Annotated in this window: 14 protein-coding genes; 5 read left to right on the top strand and 9 right to left on the bottom strand. The window is 73.4% G+C overall.

What is annotated here, in order from left to right:
• Positions 1 to 72: 72 nt before the first annotated feature.
• The 4 genes from ACQPYA_RS08075 (at position 73) to ACQPYA_RS08060 (ending at position 5,081) form a co-directional block, all read left to right on the top strand.
• Positions 73 to 654, top strand: a complete 582-nt coding sequence (locus ACQPYA_RS08075) for a PadR family transcriptional regulator (RefSeq protein WP_433532008.1) — start codon at positions 73 to 75, stop codon at positions 652 to 654.
• On the top strand, positions 651 to 1,469 hold the full coding sequence (locus ACQPYA_RS08070) for an ABC transporter ATP-binding protein (protein ID WP_433532007.1): 819 nt from the start codon (positions 651 to 653) through the stop codon (positions 1,467 to 1,469). Before ACQPYA_RS08075 ends, ACQPYA_RS08070 begins: the two co-directional genes overlap by 4 nt.
• Complete coding sequence (locus ACQPYA_RS08065; RefSeq protein WP_433532006.1) at positions 1,466 to 4,198, top strand: FtsX-like permease family protein; 2,733 nt, start codon at positions 1,466 to 1,468, stop codon at positions 4,196 to 4,198. The genes ACQPYA_RS08070 and ACQPYA_RS08065 overlap by 4 nt, the downstream gene beginning before the upstream one ends.
• Positions 4,199 to 4,403: 205 nt before the next feature.
• Positions 4,404 to 5,081 carry a nucleotidyltransferase domain-containing protein gene (locus ACQPYA_RS08060; protein ID WP_433533416.1) on the top strand — a complete coding sequence of 226 codons (678 nt, stop codon included), beginning with the start codon at positions 4,404 to 4,406 and terminating at the stop codon, positions 5,079 to 5,081.
• A 14-nt stretch (positions 5,082 to 5,095) separates the two neighbouring features.
• Here ACQPYA_RS08060 and ACQPYA_RS08055 read toward each other — a convergent pair whose 3' ends face one another.
• Both ACQPYA_RS08055 and map read right to left on the bottom strand, forming a co-directional pair.
• Complete coding sequence (locus ACQPYA_RS08055; protein ID WP_433532005.1) at positions 5,096 to 5,809, bottom strand: VIT1/CCC1 transporter family protein; 714 nt, start codon at positions 5,807 to 5,809, stop codon at positions 5,096 to 5,098.
• Positions 5,806 to 6,663, bottom strand: coding sequence for a type I methionyl aminopeptidase (gene map / locus ACQPYA_RS08050; RefSeq protein WP_433532004.1), 858 nt, complete (start codon positions 6,661 to 6,663; stop codon positions 5,806 to 5,808). The genes ACQPYA_RS08055 and map overlap by 4 nt, the downstream gene beginning before the upstream one ends.
• A 94-nt stretch (positions 6,664 to 6,757) precedes the next feature.
• Here map and ACQPYA_RS08045 point away from each other — a divergent pair, with 94 nt between their 5' ends.
• Positions 6,758 to 7,072: an STAS domain-containing protein gene (locus ACQPYA_RS08045; RefSeq protein WP_433532003.1), complete on the top strand. Its 315-nt coding sequence runs from the start codon at positions 6,758 to 6,760 to the stop codon at positions 7,070 to 7,072.
• Between the two features lie 57 nt (positions 7,073 to 7,129).
• Here the strand turns inward: ACQPYA_RS08045 and ACQPYA_RS08040 are convergent, their stop codons facing one another.
• From ACQPYA_RS08040 to ACQPYA_RS08010, 7 genes are all read right to left on the bottom strand, one after another.
• Complete coding sequence (locus ACQPYA_RS08040) at positions 7,130 to 10,933, bottom strand: SpoIIE family protein phosphatase (RefSeq protein WP_433532002.1); 3,804 nt, start codon at positions 10,931 to 10,933, stop codon at positions 7,130 to 7,132.
• 115 nt (positions 10,934 to 11,048) lie between these two features.
• The gene (locus ACQPYA_RS08035; RefSeq protein ID WP_433532001.1) at positions 11,049 to 11,816 is read right to left on the bottom strand and encodes a 3-oxoacyl-ACP reductase; all 768 of its coding nucleotides are present in this window, start codon (positions 11,814 to 11,816) and stop codon (positions 11,049 to 11,051) included.
• Between the two features lie 3 nt (positions 11,817 to 11,819).
• The gene (locus ACQPYA_RS08030; protein ID WP_433532000.1) at positions 11,820 to 13,175 is read right to left on the bottom strand and encodes an aldehyde dehydrogenase family protein; all 1,356 of its coding nucleotides are present in this window, start codon (positions 13,173 to 13,175) and stop codon (positions 11,820 to 11,822) included.
• Between the two features lie 192 nt (positions 13,176 to 13,367).
• Positions 13,368 to 14,732 (bottom strand): glutamine synthetase family protein, encoded by a 1,365-nt coding sequence (locus ACQPYA_RS08025; RefSeq protein ID WP_433531999.1) that lies wholly within the window; start codon positions 14,730 to 14,732, stop codon positions 13,368 to 13,370.
• A 412-nt stretch (positions 14,733 to 15,144) separates the two neighbouring features.
• Complete coding sequence (locus ACQPYA_RS08020; protein ID WP_433531998.1) at positions 15,145 to 15,645, bottom strand: DUF456 domain-containing protein; 501 nt, start codon at positions 15,643 to 15,645, stop codon at positions 15,145 to 15,147.
• Between the two features lie 78 nt (positions 15,646 to 15,723).
• The gene (locus tag ACQPYA_RS08015) at positions 15,724 to 18,075 is read right to left on the bottom strand and encodes a putative bifunctional diguanylate cyclase/phosphodiesterase (protein ID WP_433533415.1); all 2,352 of its coding nucleotides are present in this window, start codon (positions 18,073 to 18,075) and stop codon (positions 15,724 to 15,726) included.
• Positions 18,076 to 18,121: 46 nt separating this feature from the next.
• Positions 18,122 to 18,937 carry an SAM-dependent methyltransferase gene (locus ACQPYA_RS08010; protein ID WP_433531997.1) on the bottom strand — a complete coding sequence of 272 codons (816 nt, stop codon included), beginning with the start codon at positions 18,935 to 18,937 and terminating at the stop codon, positions 18,122 to 18,124.
• Between the last annotated feature and the right edge of the window lie 70 nt (positions 18,938 to 19,007).

Raw genomic sequence — 19,007 nt, 5'->3', positions numbered from 1 at the left:
CGGTCGGGGGCGTTGCCGGGGTCACGCCCAGCCCGGTTGCGGCCGGCATACCAGGTATGCATACTCCGGTCCATGTCCATCCGCCACGGCCTGCTCGCCCTGCTCGAACGCGGCCAGATGTACGGCTATCAGTTACGGGCCGCGTTCGAGGAGTCGACCGGCTCGACCTGGCCGCTGAACATCGGGCAGGTCTACACCACGCTGTCCCGGCTGGAACGGGACGGGCTGGTGCGGCCGTTGCCGGAGAGCGAGGCCGGGCAGCGGCCGTACGAGATCACCGACGCCGGGCGGGCGGACCTGGCCCTGTGGTTCGCCACCCCGATCAGCCGGACCGACCGGCCCCGCGACGAACTGGCGATCAAGCTGGCGCTGGCGTTGACCACCCCCGGGGTGGACGTCCGCGCGGTGGTGCAGACCCAGCGCACCGCCACGATGCGCGCGTTGCAGGAGTTGACCCGGTTGAAGTACGCCAGCGACCGACCCGAGGACCTGCCGTGGCGGTTGGTGCTGGATGCGATGGTGTTCCAGGCCGAGGCGGAGGTGCGCTGGCTGGACCACTGCGAGACCAGCCTGGTGCGGCACCGCCCCCCGGCCCCTGGCCCGTCGCCCATCTCGGAGGCGGTGGGCCACAGCGGTGAGGAGGCACGACGGTGAGTGCGGTCAGCGGGCCGATGCCGGCCACGCCGGACCACGGCGCCGCACCCCCCGAGGGCGTCGGCACCGCAGTCGGGCCGCCCGGCGTCCCCGCCGACGCCGTGCTCGACCTGCGTGACGTGCACCGCACCCACGGCGCGGGCCCGGCCGCGGTGCACGCGCTGCGCGGCGTGAGCCTGGTCGTCCGGCCCGGCGAGTTGGTCGCCGTGATGGGTCCCTCCGGCTCCGGCAAGTCCACCCTGCTCACCCTCGCCGGTGGGCTGGACAGCCCGACCGCCGGCGAGGTGCATGTCGAGGGGCAGCCGCTGCACGCGCTCGACCACCGCGGGCTGGCTCGGCTGCGCCGCCGACGGATCGGCTACATCTTCCAGAACCTCAACCTCATCGGCAGCCTGACCGCGGTGGAGAATGTCGCGCTCCCCCTCGAACTCGACGGGGCGGGCCTGCGCCGGGCCCGCCGGCTGGCGCTGGACGCGCTGACCGAGGTGGGCCTGTCGGAGTTGGGCGACCGGTTCCCGGACCAGCTCTCCGGCGGCCAGCAGCAGCGCGTGGCCATCGCCCGGGCGCTGGTCGGCGAGCGTCGCCTCGTGCTGGCCGACGAGCCGACCGGTGCGCTCGACTCGCAGACCGGCGAGGCGGTGCTGCGGCTGCTGCGCCGCCGGGTCGACGCGGGAGCGGCCGGGGTGCTGGTCACCCACGAGGCGCGACATGCCGGCTGGGCGGATCGGGTGGTGTTCCTGCGCGACGGTGTGGCGGTCGACTCGACCGGCCCGCTGGTGGGCGTCGAGAGCCTGCTCAGCGGCAGCGGCCGGTGACCGGCGAAGCGCACCGTCGACCCCGCAGGGCACGGCTCGCCGAGACGATCGGGTCGTGGCGGGCCGCCCTCCGGATCGCCCGCCGGGAGGCGCGGCGGGCGCGGGCGCGTACCGCCCTGGTCCTTGCGATGATCATCTTGCCGGTGTTGGCCCTCACCTTCATCGCGGCCAGCGTCGACATGGCCAAGCTGACCCCGGCCGAGCGGATGGAACAGCGGCTCGGGACGGCCGACGCGGAGCTGCGGGTGGCGTCCCACGGCCCGGTGACGCAGAGCCCCACCGGGGACAGCTGGTCGGCCGAGTCGGACAGCGAGTCGTATCCGGAACAGGTCACCGCGGACGAGGTCACCGCGCTGCTGCCGGCGGGCAGCCGGGTCCTTCCGGTGCGCCGTTGGGTGCCGCTCGGCATCCGGTACGGCGACCGGGTCCGGGACGACATCTCCGCCACCGTGGTCGACCTCACCGACCCGCTCGGGCGTGGGTTCACCCGGTTCCACGCCGGACGGGCACCGGCGACGGCCGACGAGATCGCGGTGAACCCGGCCGCCCGACGTGCCCTCGGCATCGACATCGGCGACCTGATCGTCGCCGGGGACGGTGCGCGTACCTGGACGGTCGTCGGGGTGGTCGAGCTGCCCGAGCAGCTGAATCCGATGGTCATCCTGCATCCCGCCGGTGCGCCGTCGCCGGAGCCGTACCAGGAGAACGTCTTCCTGGCCGACCTGCCCGGACCGGTCACCGACGAGCTGTTCCGCCGGCTCAACCAGAACGGTGTGGTGGTCGGCTCCCGGGTGCCCGCGCCGTCGACCTGGTTCGACACCGCCGCCGGTCCGCTGCCCGCCGGCCTGGAGGTGGAGGACGTCGGCACCGGGTTCCTGGTCGGGGGGCTCGGCCTGCTTGAGGTGGTGCTGCTGGTCGGCCCGGCCTTCGCGGTCGGCGTACGGCGTCGGCGGCGGGACCTCGCGCTGGTCGCGGTGGCCGGTGGCGACGCCGCGCAGCTGCGCCGGGTCGTGCTCGCCGACGGCGTGGTGCTGGGTTGTGTCGGCGCCACGATCGGCCTCGTGCTCGGCGTGGCCGCGGCGTTCGCCGGCCGACCGCTGGTCGAGGAGTTCCTCTTCCAGCACCGCTTCGGCGGATACCGCGTCTGGCCGGCGGCGCTCGCCGGGATCGCGCTGGTCGCGGTGCTCGCCGGAGTGCTGGCCGCGCTGGCCCCGGCCTGGACGGCCGCCCGGCAGGACGTGGTGGCCGGCCTCGCCGGTCGACGCACGCCGCCCACGCACCGACGCCGGTGGCTGACCATCGGCCTGCTGCTGGCCGCCGGTGGGACCGGCGTGGCCGCGCTCGGCGCGGCGGCGCCCTCGCAATCGATCATCCTCGCCGGGCTGGTCCTCGGCGAGCTCGGGCTGGTCTTCGCCACCCCGACGCTGGTCGGCCTGCTGGCCCGGCTCGGCCGGTTCCTCCCGTTGACGCCACGGATCGCGGTACGCGACGCCAGCCGTAACCGCTCCTCGGCCGCGCCGGCCATCTCCGCGGTGATGGCCGCGGTCGCCGGCAGCGTCGCCCTGGGCATCTTCCTGGCCAGCGAGGACGCCCGCAACGACCAGCGTTACCAACCCGCGCTGCCGGAACGCAGCGTGCTGGTCACGACCGGCGGTGCCCCCGGCCCGAACGGCCTGCCCACCCTCGCCGAGGTCGCCGGCCCGGCCCGGGAGCACCTTGGCGCCGGCGCGATCGCCCCGCTGGTCGCGGCGGGATGCCGACCGGAGTTCGACAGCTGCGTCATCACCGCCGTGCTGCCGGCGCAGCGAGCCTGTCCATGGCGCCCGGGCGAGCCGCTCAGCGCGGCCGAGCAGCGGCGGGCCCGAGCGGACCCGCGCTGTCAGGGGATGGCCGACAGCCGCTACGACTCCTACCTGCAGGTGGCCGTGGACGACGGGGCGGCGCTGCCGATCCTCACCGGAGCCGACCCGGCCGACACCGCCGCCGCCCGGGCCGTGCTACGCGCCGGTGGGGCGGTGGTGACCGACCCGCGCTACCTGCTGGACGGCCGGCTGGAGCTGACCATCCAGCGCGATCCCGAGGAGGCGGTGCAGGCCACCGACACCGCGACCGTGCCCGGTCACGCCCTGAGCACCGCGGTCGGCGAGAACTGGCTGCTGCTCTCCCCGGCCACGGCCGACCGGCTCGCTCTGGCGACGAGGCAGAACGGCTGGGCGATCGACGCCGGCCAGCGGCCGGAACCGGATCGCCAGAACCGGTTCCTCGCCGCGCTCCGCCCGCTCGGGCTGGCGGTGCAGATCGAGAACGGCCGGGGCTACGGCAACGGCCAGCCGATCCTGCTGCTGCTGGCCGGGGTGTCCGCGGTGGTCACCGTGGGCGCCGCGGGCATCGCCACCGGCCTCGCCGCCGCCGAGGGACGCGCCGATCTCTCCACCCTCGCCGCGGTCGGCGGCGGGCCCGGCGTACGCCGCCTCCTGTCGCTCTGCCAGGCCGGCGTGATCGCCGTGCTCGGCTCGGCGCTGGGCATCGTCGCCGGCCTCAGCTCGGCGGCCATCGTGCTGACCTTCACCAACCGGCAGTACGCCGAGAGCTGGCCGACCGAACCGCCGTACCCGCTGGTGATCCCCTGGCTCGTCCTCGGCGTGCTGGTCGCGGTGCCGCTGGTCGCGATGCTCGGCGCGGCCCTGTTCACCCGCTCGCGCCTACCCGTCGAACGCCGCCTCGACTGATGTAAGGAAGGGCCCCCTGTTAACGCCTCCGGTAGAGGAGGGGCCCCCTATTAACGGGCGCGGCGCGGCGGGCGGACGGGGCGGGCCGCACTAGGGTGTGCGGTGACCGGGTCGTCGCTGCCGGCGACGGTGTGGGCGGTGGCGCGATCGCGGGGTGGTCGGCGTGGACGATGTCCAGGAGCACCGGGACGATCCGCGGTGGGCCATGGCCGAGCGGGTCGCCGAGGCCGTACGGCGCCGCTTCCCGGCCGACGTGCTCGCGGTGGCCGTGCACGGTCCGCTGGCCCACGGCGACGACGACGGCGGCGGGGTCGGCGAGGTCGGTCTGTTGGTGATCACCTACCGGCCCGGCACGGGACCGCCCCCGGCGGCCCGCCGGGTGGACGGCGTGCTGGTCGACCTGACCGTGGTCGCCGCCGAGGAACGCCTACGCCAGGCCCGGCAACTGACCTCGCGGTGGCCGCTGACCGCCGACCGCTACCTGACCACCCGGGCGTTGCACGACCCGACCGGATGGCTGCGCACCATGCGCGACGAGCACCTCGGCCGGCTGGCCCGGGCCCGCCCGGCCGAGTTCACCACGGCCGCCCGCACGGCCTGGTACCGGGGCAGCGCGGCGCACGCCCGCGCCGCCCGGCTGGCCGAGTGGTACGAGACGGACCAGGCGCTGCTGATGCTCGGCGAGGCCCGGTTGGCCGCGGCGACGGTGCACGGCCTGCTCGGCCGCACCTACTTCCGGGACCCGGGCGACGCGGTCCGCCGGACCGGACTGGCCGGGGCGGACATGACCGAGGTCGGCGCCGTGCTGACCCGCCAGTCCGAGGAGCTGACCGCCCGGGGTCGCCCCGTCGACGGCACCGTCGACGACCTGCTCGACAACTGACCCGCACCCCGAGGTCAGAGGCTGCCCTGGACACCGATCAGGGCACCGATCAGATAGGTGGCCGCCGCCGCGGCGGCACCCAACAGCAGCTGACGCAGCCCGCCGGACCACCACCGGCGGTTGGTGAACCGGGACACCACGGCACCGGCGACGAAGAGACCGAGCCCGCCCACCGCCAGGGCGAGGGTCAGGCTGGTCCCGCCGAGCAGGTACGGCAGCAGCGGCACCAGCGCGCCGACGGAGAAGCAGAGGAACGACGAGAACGCCGCGGTCCACGGGTCCGGGCGCTCGTCCGGGTCGACGCCCAGCTCCTCCTGGACGTGCATCCGCAGAGCCTGCTCCGGGCGCTGCCGTACCGCCTCGGCCACCTGGGCGGCAAGGTCCTCCGGCAGGCCCCGGGCGACCCAGAGCTCGGTCAGCTCCCGAGCCTCGGCCTCGGGGTGGCGCTCCAGTTCGCGCCGCTCCTTGGCCACCTCGGCGGCGAGTTGCTCGTTGGCCGACCGGACGCTGGTGTACTCACCGAGCGCCATCGAGATCGCACCGGCGACCAGGCCGGCGGTGCCGGTGAGCACGATGTTGCGCGGCGAGACCCCGCCGCCGCCGACGCCCGCGATGAGGGCGATGTTGGTGACCAGGCCGTCCATCGCGCCGAAGACCGCGGGACGCAGCCAGCCGCCGGAGACGTCGGCGTGATGCGCCTCCCGCAGCGCGGCAGGGGTGTCGGTCACGGCAGTGTGAGGATCTCGTGGCCGTCCTCGGTCACCAGTACGGTGTGCTCGAACTGGGCGGTCCACCGCCGGTCCTTGGTGACCACCGTCCAGCCGTCCTCCCAGAGGTCGTACTGGTAGGTGCCCAGGGTGATCATCGGCTCGATGGTGAAGGTCATCCCCGGCTCCATCACGTCGGTGGGGCGGGGGCTGTCGTAGTGCGGCACGTAGAGCCCGCTGTGGAACGACTCGCCGATGCCGTGGCCGGTGAAGTCGCGCACCACCCCGTAGCCGAAGCGCTTCGCGTACGACTCGATGACCCGGCCGATGACGTTGATCTGTCGACCCGGGACGACCGCCCTGATGCCGCGCATCATCGCCTCGTGGGTCCGGTCGACCAGCAGCCGGGCCTCCTCGCTGACCTCACCGACGCAGAAGGTGGCGTCGGTGTCGCCGTGCACCCCGCCGATGTACGCGGTGACGTCGACGTTGATGATGTCGCCGTCGGCCAGCAGGGTCGAGTCGGGGATGCCGTGGCAGATCACCTCGTTGATGCTGGTGCAGCAGGACTTCGGGAAGCCCTTGTAGCCCAGTGTCGACGGGTAGGCGCCGTTGTCGATCAGGAACTCGTGCACCACCCGGTCGATCTCGTCGGTGGTCACGCCGGGCTTGCAGTGCTCCCCGGCCAGCTGGGTGGCCTGCGCGGCGATCCGCCCCGCCACGCGCATCTTCTCGATGGTCTCCGGGGTCTGCACGTGCGACCCCTGCCATGGCCGGGGCGCCTTCTTGCCGACGTACTCCGGCCGGGTGATGTGGGCCGGCACCGGCCGCCACGGAGAGAGCGTGCCTGGGGTCAGCGGCGCACGGACGGTCATGCCGCAAGCCTATCGCCGACCGCTCGGTGACCCCTACCACCGCCCGGGGCCGACGGTTGTTGCCCCACCAGGACCACTGTGTCAAGGTGTCTGCGTGGATCAAGGGGGAGCACCTCCCGTCTTCTCGGCCAGCGCGGAAACCGACGGCGATCACCTCAATGTGGTGGTCACCGGCGAGGTCGACATGTCGACCGCCGACACCATGCTCCAGACCGCGCTACGCGAGCCGGCCGCCCGGGTGACGCTCGATCTGCGGGCGGTTACCTTCTTCGACTCGGCGGCCATCCACGCGGTGGTCCGGCTCGCCGGCCACTATCCGGACGCGCTGACCGTGCTGCCCTCCCGGCAGGTCAGCCGGGTGCTGGAGATCGCCGGCCTGGGCGAGCAACGCTGGCTGCACGCCACCTGACCCACCCGCCGGCCCAGCAATGGCACGCCGCCGGCCCAGCGGTGACACGCCGCCGGCTCAGGGGTGCAGCTGCCGCCGCAGGGTCACCTGCGTACCCTCCGGGCCACGACTGACCGACAGCTCCCCGAGCGCCCGGATCAGCGCCAGGCCCCGGCCCCGGAAGCCCGACCCGGTCGATTCCCGCCACCGCCCGGTGTCCCGCACGGTCGCCACCACCATGCGGTCCCGCACGGTCACCTCGACCCCGATCGTCGGCTCCGCCGGGTCGACCGGGTGTTCGATGGCGTTCGCGGCCGCCTCGGAGACCGCCACGGTGAGGTCGAACAGGTCCGTCTCGCTCACCCCGTACGCGACGAGGAAGTCCTCCAGCCGTTTGCGCAGCGCGCTCAGCCGGGTGGGGTCGGCGGGCAGCCGCAGCGCGAACCGGTCGAGTTCGGCGGCTTCGAGCGCGAGCACCGCCACGTCGTCCCGTCGGGGCCGGTCCGCGACCCGCTCGACGACCGCGTCGACCAGATCCGCCACATGATCGCTGGCCCGGGCGGCGTCGGCGCGCAGCTGGGCCAGGGCCTCGTCGATGCCGACCTGCCGGTCCTCGATCAGGCCGTCGGTGTAGAGCAGGAGACGGTTGCCGAACCGCAGCTCGCCGGAGGCCGTCGCGTACACCTGCCCGGGGATGGCGCCGACCGGCGGCCCGAGCGCGCCCTCGTGCAGGAACGCCACGTCGTTCCCACGGATCACCAGCGGGGACGGATGCCCGGCCCCGGCGTATCGCAGCCGGCCCGTGCGGGGGCTGAACCACAGGCAGAAGACGGTGGCGAACGAGCGCGAGCCGGTCGAGCCCACCAGCCGGTTGAGCCCGGTCAGCGACTCGCCCGGGTCGAAGCCCTCCAGCACGTACGCCCGCAACGCGTTGCGGAGCTGGCCCATGGTCGCCGCCGCCGGCACGCCCTTGCCGACCACGTCGCCGATGACCAGCACGAGTTCGTCGTCCTCCCGGGCGATCACGTCGTACCAGTCGCCGCCGACCTCGACGCCGGCAGTGCCGGGCAGGTAGCGGCTGGCCACCACGGCACCGGGCAGCTGGGGCAGGGTCTGTGGCAGCAGGCTGTGTTGCAGGGTGGTGGCGATACGGTGTTCGGCCTCGTAGAGCTGGGCGTTCTCCAGGCGTACGCCGACCAGCCGGACCAGTTCGGTCAGCGCGGCCTCGTCGGTGCCGGCCCCCTCGCCGGCCGGACACCACACCCGCAGCTCGCCGAGTTGCTTGCCGCCCAGGCCGGTAAGCGGCACCACGAAGGACGGCTCGACGGTGGTGGACCCGGCGGCGTCGGCCTCGTAGCGTGCCCCGCCGGCGGAGATCACCACCCGGACTGCCTCGACGAGGCTGAGGGCGTGCCGGGCCGCGACCTGGAGCACGTCGGCCGTGGAACGGGCGGTGTTCACCGCGACCGCCGCGTCGGCGAGGGCCCGCAGCCGACGGATGATCTGGCCGCGTAGCTGGCCGAGTTCCACGTTGGCCCGGACCCGGGCGATCAGCTCCTGGCCGGAGAAGGGCTTGGTCAGGTAGTCGTCGGCACCGGCCGACAGCCCGGCCACCTCGGCGGCCGAGCCGGCGCGAGCCGACAGCAGCACGATCGGCACGTACCGGGTGCGCGGGTCCGCGCGCAGCGCGGCGACCAGGCCGAATCCGTCCAGCCGGGGCATCATCACGTCGGCCAGCACCAGGTCGAAGGCGGTCTCGGTGGCCCGGCGCAGGGCGTCGACACCGTCGGTGGCCGTCACCACCTCCCAGCTCGGCATGAGCAGCCGGGCGACGTGCTCCCGCAGGTCGGGGTTGTCGTCGACGACCAGGATGCGGCCGGCGGGGGCGGCCTCGGCCGGGACCACGGCGGCCGGACCGGCCGGGGCGGCGGTGGCGGGGCCGGCGGGGGCGGCGGTGGCGGGGGCGGCGGGGGCGGCGGTGGCGGGGGCGGCGGGGGCGGCGGTGGCGGGGGCGGCGGTGGCCGGAGTGGCCGGGTTGGGGCCGGCCGGGGCGGCCGGGGCCGGGGCGGGGGCGGGGGCGGCGGTCCAGCGGGCGGTCTCGGCGACGAAGAGCGACGCCTGTTGCGGCTCACGCAGGGTGTCGGCGGCATCGGCCACCCGATCGGCCGGCAGGTGCCCGGAACCGAACGGGACGGTGACGACGAAGGTGCTGCCCCGGTCGACCTGGCTGGTCACGGTGACCCGTCCGCCATGCATCTCGACCAGCTCCCGGACCAGCGCCAGCCCGATCCCGGTCCCCTCGTGGCTGCGCGAGCGTACCCCCGGCACCCGGTGGAACCGCTCGAAGACGTGGGGCAGCTCCGCCGGGACGATGCCCACACCGGTGTCGGTGACCTCAAGCCGGGCGACCCCGTCCTCCGGCCGGACCCGGATCCGGATCTCGCCGTCGAAGGTGAACTTCATGGCGTTGGAGACCAGGTTGAGGACGATCTTTTCCCACATGTCCCGGTCGACGTGGACCGGAGCGGGCAGCGGTGGGCAGTCGACCACCAGCCGCAGCCCGGCGCGCTCGGCCGCCGAGCGGAACGTGCTGGCCAGCCGGGCCGTGTAACCGGCCAGGTCGGTCGGCTCGTAGTGCGCGGCCAGCCGCCCCGACTCCACCCGGGAGAAGTCGAGCACCGTGTTGACCAGCTTCAGCAGCCGCAGCGCGTTGCGGTGCATGGTGGTCAGCCGCGGCGCGTACGCGGCCGGCAACGCGGGATCGGCGAGCAGATCCTCCAGCGGGCCGAGCACCAGGGTCAGCGGGGTACGGAACTCGTGGCTGACATTGGCGAAGAAGTTGGTCTTCGCCAGGTCCAGGGCGGTCAGCTCGGCGGCCCGGGCCCGCTCCTGCTCGTACGCCCGCTGTTTGCCGACCGCGCGGGAGATCTGCGCGGCCACCAACTCGAAGAAGGTCCGGTAGTCGGCGGTGAACGGCAACCGGCGGGCCACCCCGAGCACCAGCACACCGGCCGGCTCGGTGGTCGCGCTGATCGGCAGCACCACCGCCTCGTCGGCCGCGTCGACCGGCACGTGCCCGAGCAGGTCGACCGTGGCCACCACGTCGCCGTCGCCGGTCGCGGCCACCTCCACCAGCCGGGTGGCCGGATCGGCGGCGGCGGTCTCGACACCGCTGACCCCGGCCAGCCGCAGATGCCCGTCGTGGTCCCGCAGGTAGAGCAGCCCGAACGGCACGTCCGGCCGGTGCCGGTCCAGCACGTACGCGACGACCCGGCCGAGTTCCTCGCTGCCGCCCGGCTCGGCCAGCTCCGATCCGAGTTCGGCCAGGGCGCGCAGCCGACGCTCACCGAGCACCCGGCCGGTGGTCTCGTTACAGATGCAGAGCACCCCGTTGATCGAGCCGTCCTCGGCCCGGATGGGGTCGTACGAGATGTCGAAGTAGACGTCCTCGACGAAGCCGTGCCGGTCGAGCAGGAAGTGGTGGTCCTGCCCCTGGTACGCCTCGCCGCCGCGCAGCACGCCGGCCAGCAGCGGCCCGAGCACGTCCCAGGTCTCCGCCCAGTGCTCCTCGGCGGGCTGCCCGAGGACGGCGGGATGCTTGTCGCCGATGGTCGGCCGGTAGGCGTCGTTGTAGAAGGCGCGCAGCTCGTCGCCCCAGAACATGACGATCTGCGCCTTGGAGGCGAGCATCGTGCTGATGGCGTTGCCCAGTGCGGCGGGCCAGTGTTCCGGGGTGCCGAGCGGGCTGGCCGACCAGTCGTGGTCGCGCAGCAGCGCGCCCATCTCGCCACCGCCCGCGAACGCCGCGGCGAGCAGCGGTGGAATCCCGCCGTCCGCCGCGGTCGGATGGCTCCCGTCCACGCCCCCCTGTGCCGAGCTCATGCAGCCTCCCCGGTCGCTTCCACGACACGGTCCGATCACCACTTACGTGATCCGCCTTGTACCCCGACGGAGCCGCGACGTAACGCGTACCGCAGCTCGGAGGACGATCGACGGATCACAGTGGGGTGACGTACGCCCCGGTGATCCCGCCGTCGACCACGAACTGCGCCGCGGTCATGAACGAGGCGTCGTCGCTGGCCAGGAAGGCGACCGCGGCGGCGATCTCGGTCGGCTCGCCGAACCGCCCCATCGGCACGTGCACCAGCCGGCGCGCGGCCCGCTCCGGATCGGCCGCGAACAGCTCCCGCAGCAACGGGGTGGCCACCGGACCCGGGCAGAGGGCGTTGACCCGGATGCCCTCCCGGGCGAACTGCACGCCCAGCTCCCGGGTCAGCGCCAGCACCCCACCCTTGCTCGCGGTGTACGCGATCTGCGACGTGGCCGCGCCCATCAGCGCCACGAAGGAGGCGGTGTTGATGATCGAGCCACGACCCTGCCGGCGCATGTGCGGGATGACGTACTTGCAGCAGAGGTAGACGCTGGTGGTGTTGACCCGCAGCACCCGCTCCCAGGCGTCCAGCCCGGTCTCCAGGATGGAGTCGTCGTCCGGCGGGGAGATGCCGGCGTTGTTGAACGCCACGTCGACCCGGCCGTACCGGTCGGCCACGCCGTCGAAGAGGTCGCGTACCGCCGTCTCGTCGGCCACGTCGGCCGCGACGAAGCTCCCGCCCACCTCCTCGGCGGCCCGCTCGCCGGCCTCGGCGTCGATGTCGACGCAGACCACCCGGGCCCCCTCGGCGGCGAACCGCCGCACGGTGGCCAGCCCGATCCCGCTCGCCGCCCCGGTCACCACCGCAACCCGATCCTGCAACCGTCCCCGCATCCCTCACTCCTCCGTGCCGATGAACACGTTCTTGACGTCGGTGAACGCGTGCAGCGCGTCCGGGCCCAGCTCGCGGCCCAGGCCGGAGCGTTTCATCCCGCCGAACGGGGTCCAGTACCGCACCGAGGAGTGCGAGTTGACGCTCAGGTTGCCCGCCTCCACCGCCCGGGCCATCCGCAGCGCCCGGCCCACGTCGCGGGTCCAGATCGAGCCGGAGAGCCCGTACTCGGTGTCGTTGGCCAGCCGGACCGCGTCGGCCTCGTCGTCGAACGGGAGCACCGAGACCACCGGGCCGAAGATCTCCTCCCGCCAGTGCCGGTCGGCCGGCGAGTCGGCGAGCAGCACCGTCGGCGCGTACCAGAAACCGGGGCCGTCGGGGCAGGAGCCGGTGAAGGCGACCCGTGCCCCCTCGACGTACCCGGCGACCCGGTCCCGGTGCCCGGCCGAGATGAGCGGGCCCATCTCGGCCGTCTCGTCGGCCGGGTGGCGTACCCGGAAGGCGCGTACCGCCGGTTCGAGCAGTTCGAGGAAGCGGTCGTACACCGGGCGTTGCACCAGGATCCGGGAGCGGGCGCAGCAGTCCTGGCCGGCGTTGTCGAAGACCGCGTACGGCGCGCTGGCCGCCGCCCGTTCCAGGTCGGCGTCGGCGAAGACCAGGTTCGCCGACTTGCCGCCCAGCTCCAGGGTCAACCGTTTCACCTGGGCGGCGCAGCCGGCCATGATCCGCGTACCGACCTCGGTGGAGCCGGTGAAGCAGATCTTGCGTACCGCCGGATGGCTGACGAACCGCTCGCCCACCACGTCGCCCCGTCCGGGCAGCACGGTGAGGACGTCCTCGGGCAGCCCCGCGGCCAGGGCCAACTCGGCCAGGCGTAGCGCGGTCAGCGGGGTCAGCTCGGCCGGCTTGAGCACCACCGTGTTGCCGGCGGCCAGGGCCGGGGCGAAGCCCCAGGCGGCGATCGGCATCGGGAAGTTCCACGGCACGATCACCCCGACCACGCCGAGCGGCTCGTGGAAGGTGACGTCCAGCCCGCCCGGCACCGGAATCTGCCGGCCGGTGAGCCGCTCCGGGGCGCCCGCGTAGTAGTCGAGGACGTCCCGCACGTTGCCCGCCTCCCACCGGGCGTTGCCGATGGTGTGCCCCGCGTTGCCGACCTCCAGCCGCGCCAACTCCTCCAGGTGCTCGTCCACCACCGCCGCGAACCGCCGCAACATCCGCGCCCGCTCCGCCGGCGCCACCCCCCGCCACCGCTGGTACGCCCGCTGAGCCCGCCCGATCGCCGCATCCACCTCTTCCCGACCGGCCCCCGCGACCTCCCGTAGCACCGCCCCGCTGGCCGGATCCCGAACCTCACCCACAACCCCCACCACCCCTCCCGACGCCCTCCCCCGCCCCACCGCCCACCCCCGCCGCACCCTCCGCCTCCCCCTCCGCCTCGCCGATCATGGACTTATGGTGCCTGAATAGCTGCACTTTGCGGCATTTGCGAGGCACCACAACTCCATGATCGCCGGGGCGGGGCGGGGTCGGGCGGAGGGGTGGGGGTGGGGTTAGAGGCGTTCGAAGCCACGGGTCAGTTCCCAGTCGGTGACGGCGGCGTCGAAGGCGGCCAGCTCGACCCGGGCCATGTTGGCGTAGTGGGCCACCACGTCGGGGCCGAACGCATCACGGGCGATCTCGGAGGACTGCCAGAGGGTGAGGGCGTCGCGGAGGGTGCCGGGGACCCGTTGCGCCGTCGCATCGTCGTACGCGTTGCCGGTGCACTGCTCGCCCAACTCCAACTCCCGTTCGATGCCGTACACGGCGCCCGCCACCAGGGCCGCGATCGCCAGGTACGGGTTCACGTCCGCGCCCGGCACCCGGTTCTCCACCCGCATCCCCTGACCGTGCCCGACCACCCGCAGCGCGCAGGTGCGGTTGTCGACACCCCAGCGCAACGCGGTCGGGGCGAACGAGCCCGGCTGGTAACGCTTGTACGAGTTGACGTTCGGCGCAAAGAAGAGGCTCAACTCCCGCATCGTGGCGAGCAGCCCGGCAAGCACCCGCTGCCCGGTGACGCTCAGCCGCGCCGGGCCGTCCCCCAGCATGGCTGATGTGCCGGAGGCGTCGCGCAGCGAGAAGTGGATGTGGCAGGAGTTGCCCTCACGCGCGTTCGGCTTGGCCATGAAGGTGATCGACATGCCCTGCTGGGCGGCGATCTCCTTCGCCCCGTTCTTGTAGATCACGTGGTGGTCGGCGCAGGTCATCGCCGCGTCGTAGCGGAAGGCGATCTCGTGTTGGCCGAGGTTGCACTCGCCTTTGGCGCTCTCCGGCACCAGCCCCGCACCGGCCATCTCGGTGCGGATGCGGCGCAGCAACGGCTCCACCCGGGCGGTACCCAGCAGCGAATAGTCCACATTGTACTGGTTGGCCGGGGTCAGGTCGCGGTAGCCGCGCTGCCAGGCCTGCTCGTACGAGTCGCGGAACAGCACGAACTCCAACTCGGTGCCCGCGTACGCGGTCAACCCGTGCCCGGCCAGCCGGTCAAGCTGCCGGCGGAGGATCTGCCGAGGCGAGACGGTCACCGGGCCGGAGCCGTCCAGCCACTCCAGGTCGGCCAGGAGCAGGGCCGTGCCGGCCTGCCACGGCACCCGGCGCAGGGTGTCGAAGTCCGGCTTCATCGCCAGGTCGCCGTAGCCCCGGGACCAGCCGGACATCTCGTACCCGTCGACGGTGTTCATGTCGACGTCGACGGCGAGCAGGTAGTCGCACCCCTCGCTGCCGTGCGCGACGACCTGGTCGAGGAAGTACGGCGCGTGAAACCGCTTGCCCTGCAACCGGCCCTGCATGTCGACCAACGCCAGCGCCACCGTGTCGATCTCGCCCTCGGCCACCGCGACCCGCAGTTGTTCCAGCGATAGCGGTGCTCTGCTCATCCGCGCGCCTCCATCCCCAAGGTCTACCGGCCCCCGCCCCCCGGTGCAAGGAAGGGCCCCCTATTAACGCCTGGTGTAGAGGAGGGGCCCCCTTTTAACATGCGCCGACCGCAAGGTGGGTAATTGCCTTGCCCGACGGCTCCGACGAAGCGCATCCTGGGCCTGTGACCTGGTCCGGAACGGACCACCACCGGGCCCTCGGACCGGCCCGGCAGCCGCGGCGGCGCGGGGCCCACGTCACCTCTCTCTCACGGGTACGGCGTTCCGTCGTGCCCCGACTCGGCCGCGCGCCGCCCGGCTATCACCAGACCCGATCGGGCCGCCTTCGACCGGTTCGGCGTACGCCCGCCGGGCCGCCGCCACCGCGCCTTCTGATGGGTCGAGGCCGCCCAGCACCGTGATCCGCAGCCGTTCAGGCCAGCGCCAGGCCAGCCACCCAGAGCGCGCCGATCAGCACTCCGGCAAGAAATTCGACCAGCATCGCCAGCCCGGCCGCGGCGACCGCCTGCTTCGTCGCCGGCCAGGCCAGCCGGGTGTCGCCCAGCCGCAATCGCTCCATCAGGAAGATGCCGCCGACGAAGCCGATCACCAATCCGACCACCGGGATGACGAAGAAGCCGACCAGACCCAGCAGGCCGCCGACGAGCAGCGAGGAGGTGGGTACCCCGGCCCGCTTGAGGTTGCGCCCCGGCCAGGCGTACTTGATCACAGTGCCGCCCACGGCGACCAGGGTGGCGGCGGCGAGCACCAGCCAGCGGCCGGCGCCGGCCCCGCCGAAGAGCGCCCACACCAGCACGCCACCCCAGCACAGCGGCAACGCGGGCAGGCCGGGCACCACCACGCCGGCCAACCCGGCGAGGATGGCCAGCGCGGCGATCACCGACACCACGGCGCCGGTCTCGGTCAGGCTCACGTCGGCTCCCCATCCGATCGTTCCATTTGTTAAAAGGGGGCCCTTCCTCTACCGCAGGCGTTAATAGGGGGCCCTTCCTTACATCAGGCGGGTGGTGATTGTTTCTGCGGGGGTGGGTGGGCCGAACAGGCGGCCCTGGGCGGAATCGCAGCGTAACGCCCGCAGCCGCTCGGCCTGCGCCTCGGTCTCCACCGCCTCGGCGGTCACCCAGAGTTCCAGCGCGTGCGCCAGCCGCACCAGGGCGTCCACGATCCGCTCGTCCCGGTGGTCGGCGGCGACGTCCGGTTCGTCGCCCCGGATGCCCTCCACGAACGGCGCGGCCAGCTTCAGGCAGGTGATCGGCAGCCGGCGCAGGTACGCCAGGTTCGAGTACCCGGTGCCGAAGTCGTCGACGGCCAACCGTACGCCCAGCGCCGCCAGCCGGTGCAGCGTACGCAGCGGCTCTCCGGCGGAGCCCATCACCGCGCTCTCGGTGAGTTCGAGTTGCAGCAGTTCCGCCGGCAGCCCGCTGGTAGCCAGGGCGTCGGCCACGGTGTCCACGATCGCCGGGGCGTCGGCCTGGCGGGCGGCCAGGTTGACGCTCACCACCAGCCGGGCCTCGGGAAAGTCGGTGTGCCATTGCCGGGCGTCCCGGCAGGCCTGCCGCAGCACCCACTCGCCGAGGCGGACGATCAGGCCGGTCTCCTCGGCGAGCCCGATGAACTGGTCCGGGCCGATCAGCCCCAACTCCGGGTGCCGCCAGCGGACCAGCGCCTCGACGGCCAGCATCCGCCCGTCCAGCAGGGAGACGATCGGCTGGTAGTGCAGCACGAACTCGCCCCGGTCCAGCGCCACCGGCAGCCCGGCGACCAGCGCCGACCGGGCGAGGTCGCGGGCGCTGCGCTCCGGGTCGTAGACCGCCCACCGGCCCCGGCCCTCCGCCTTGGCCCAGTACAGCGTGGTGTCGGCGGCCTTCATGAGCTCGGAGGCGGTGGTGCCGGCCAGTTCCGAGTCCACGATGCCGACGCTGGCGGAGACCGCGAGCTGCTGGTCGCCGACGCAGACCGGCGCGGAGACCGCGGCCAGCGCCACCTCGGCCACGGCGATCACATCCGCCACCCCGGTGCCGCCGTCGACCAGGATGACGAACTCGTCGCCGCCCATCCGGGCGACCAGGTAGCCCTGCTCGGCCACGCAGTCGGCCAGCCGCCGGGCGATCGTCACCAGCAGCCGGTCGCCGAGGTCGTGGCCGAGGCCGTCGTTGATCGCCTTGAATCCGTCGAGGTCGAGGAAGCAGATCCCGACCCGGCCGGCCGGGTCCTTGGCATCCACCAGCCGACCCAGCGTCTCGAAGAACAGCGTACGGTTGGGCAGCCCGGTGAGCGGGTCGTGCAGCGCCTGGAAGCGCAGCCGCTGCTGGAGTTCGTACCGCTCGGTGATGTCCTCGACCACCGCGACGGTGAACCGGGGACGGCCGTCCTCGTACCGGATCAGGGAGACCGCCAGGTCCGTCCAGACGGCGCTGCCGTCCTTGCGGTAGTAGCGCTTCTCGACCCGGACGGCGTCGTGCTTGCCCTCGATCAGTTCCTGGTACAGCTCCCACATTCCGGCGGCGTCGTCCGGGTGGAAGAGCGAGGCGACGTTGGTCCGCCGAAGTTCCTCGATCTGGTAGCCGAGCATGTCGGCGAAGGACTGGTTGACATCGATGATCGTCCCGTCGACCCCGGCGATGCCGATGCCGATCGCTGCGCCCCGGAAGACCGCCCGGAACCGGGCCTCGCTGTCGCGCAGCGCCTGCTCGACGGTGTCCCGGGCCTGCCATGCGGAACGGGCGATCCGCTCCTGCTGGTTGAAGGTGCGGTCGCGCAGCGCCCGGGCGAAGCCGGCCGCCAGCCCGCCCTGCATCGCCGCGATCCGCTCGCCGAGCCCGGCCCGCCCGTCAAGCCCGACCCGCCCGTCAAGCCCGACCTGTCCATCAAGCCCGGCCCGCCCGTCAAGCCCGACCTGTCCATCAAGCCCGGCCCGACCATCAAGCCCGGCCCGACCATCAAGCCCGGCCCGACCATCAAGCCCGGCCTGTCCATCAAGCCCGGCCGGACCGGCCCGCCCGTCGAGCCCGGACGGGCCCGCCGGTCCGTCGAGTCCGGGAGAGCCAGGCGGTCCGTCGAGCCCCGGCGGGCCGGCCGGTCCGCCGAGCACCTCGGCCGGGAACCGGTCGGCGAGGGCGCGCACCGACCACTCGACCACCCCGGGCTCGGTCAGGTGCGCGTCGACCAGGGCCCGCCCGACCTCCTCCGCCGCCGGTCTCGCCGGCTCGGCGGAGAGCAGCAGGTGCGCCAGCCGGAGGGTGTGCACCAGCAGCAGCCGCTCGGTCTCGGCCGCGCTCAGCGGCACGAACCCGAGCCGGCGGACGGCCTGGGCCCACTCGGCCGCGTACCGCTGGGCACCGATCCGGTCGACGGCGTCCCCGCCGGAGGCGCCGACATCGGCCATCGGGTCAGCCGACGGGCCGGTCATGCCGGGCCACGCCGCCGAACGCGCCGAACCGTTCCGGGTTGGCTGCCACCTCCGACGGCGCGTCGGGACGCCACAACTCCATGTGCACCACCCCCGGCTCCAGCAGCGTCCAGTCGCCGAAGAAGCCGGTGATCTCGGCCCGCGAGCGAAGGGTGATCTCGGTGGCGGTACGGGCCGAGAGCCGCTGCGCGTCCAGCATCTCCGGTGGCTGGTCCTCGAAGGTGGAGTGCGAGACGACCAGGTGGCTGCCGGGCGCGGCGGCGGACCGCAGGGCGGCCAGGATGTCGGCGGGGCGGTCGGCGTCCGGTACGAAGTGGACCACCCCAGCGAGCAGGATGCCCAGCGGCCGGTCGAAGTCGAGCAGGTGCAACTGGCGGGCCTCGGCCAGGATCCACTCCGGGTCACGCAGGTCGGCGTGGATGACCCCGGTCAACTCGTTGCCGGCCAGCAGTTCCCGGCTGTGCGCCACCGCGACCGGGTCGATGTCGACGTAGACCACCCGGGCCTTCGGGTTGGCGGCCTGCGCCACCTCGTGCACGTTGCCGACGGTGGGAATGCCGGAGCCGATGTCCAGGTACTGGTCGATGCCGGCGTCGAGCAGCACCCGTACCGCCCGGCGCAGGAACTCCCGCCCGGCCCGCATGGTCGCCGGGAGGTTCGGCGTCATGGCCGCGATCTGCTCGGCCAGCTGCCGGTCGACCTCGAAGTTGTGGGCCCCGCCCAGGAAGTAGTCGTACACCCGGGCCGCGCTGGGCCGGGCAAGGTCGATCTCGGGCAGCCCCTCCGGCATCTGCACTGGTCGCACCCCAAGTCGTCGCCGCGGATAGTGTGGCGCCCACCACTCTAGGCCCGTGCGTCACGCCGAG

It is taken from the genome of Micromonospora sp. CA-263727 (assembly GCF_050942455.1).
GTDB lineage: Bacteria > Actinomycetota > Actinomycetes > Mycobacteriales > Micromonosporaceae > Micromonospora.
Note: the sequence above shows the minus strand (reverse complement) of the source record. Positions and strands in the feature narration are given on the sequence as shown.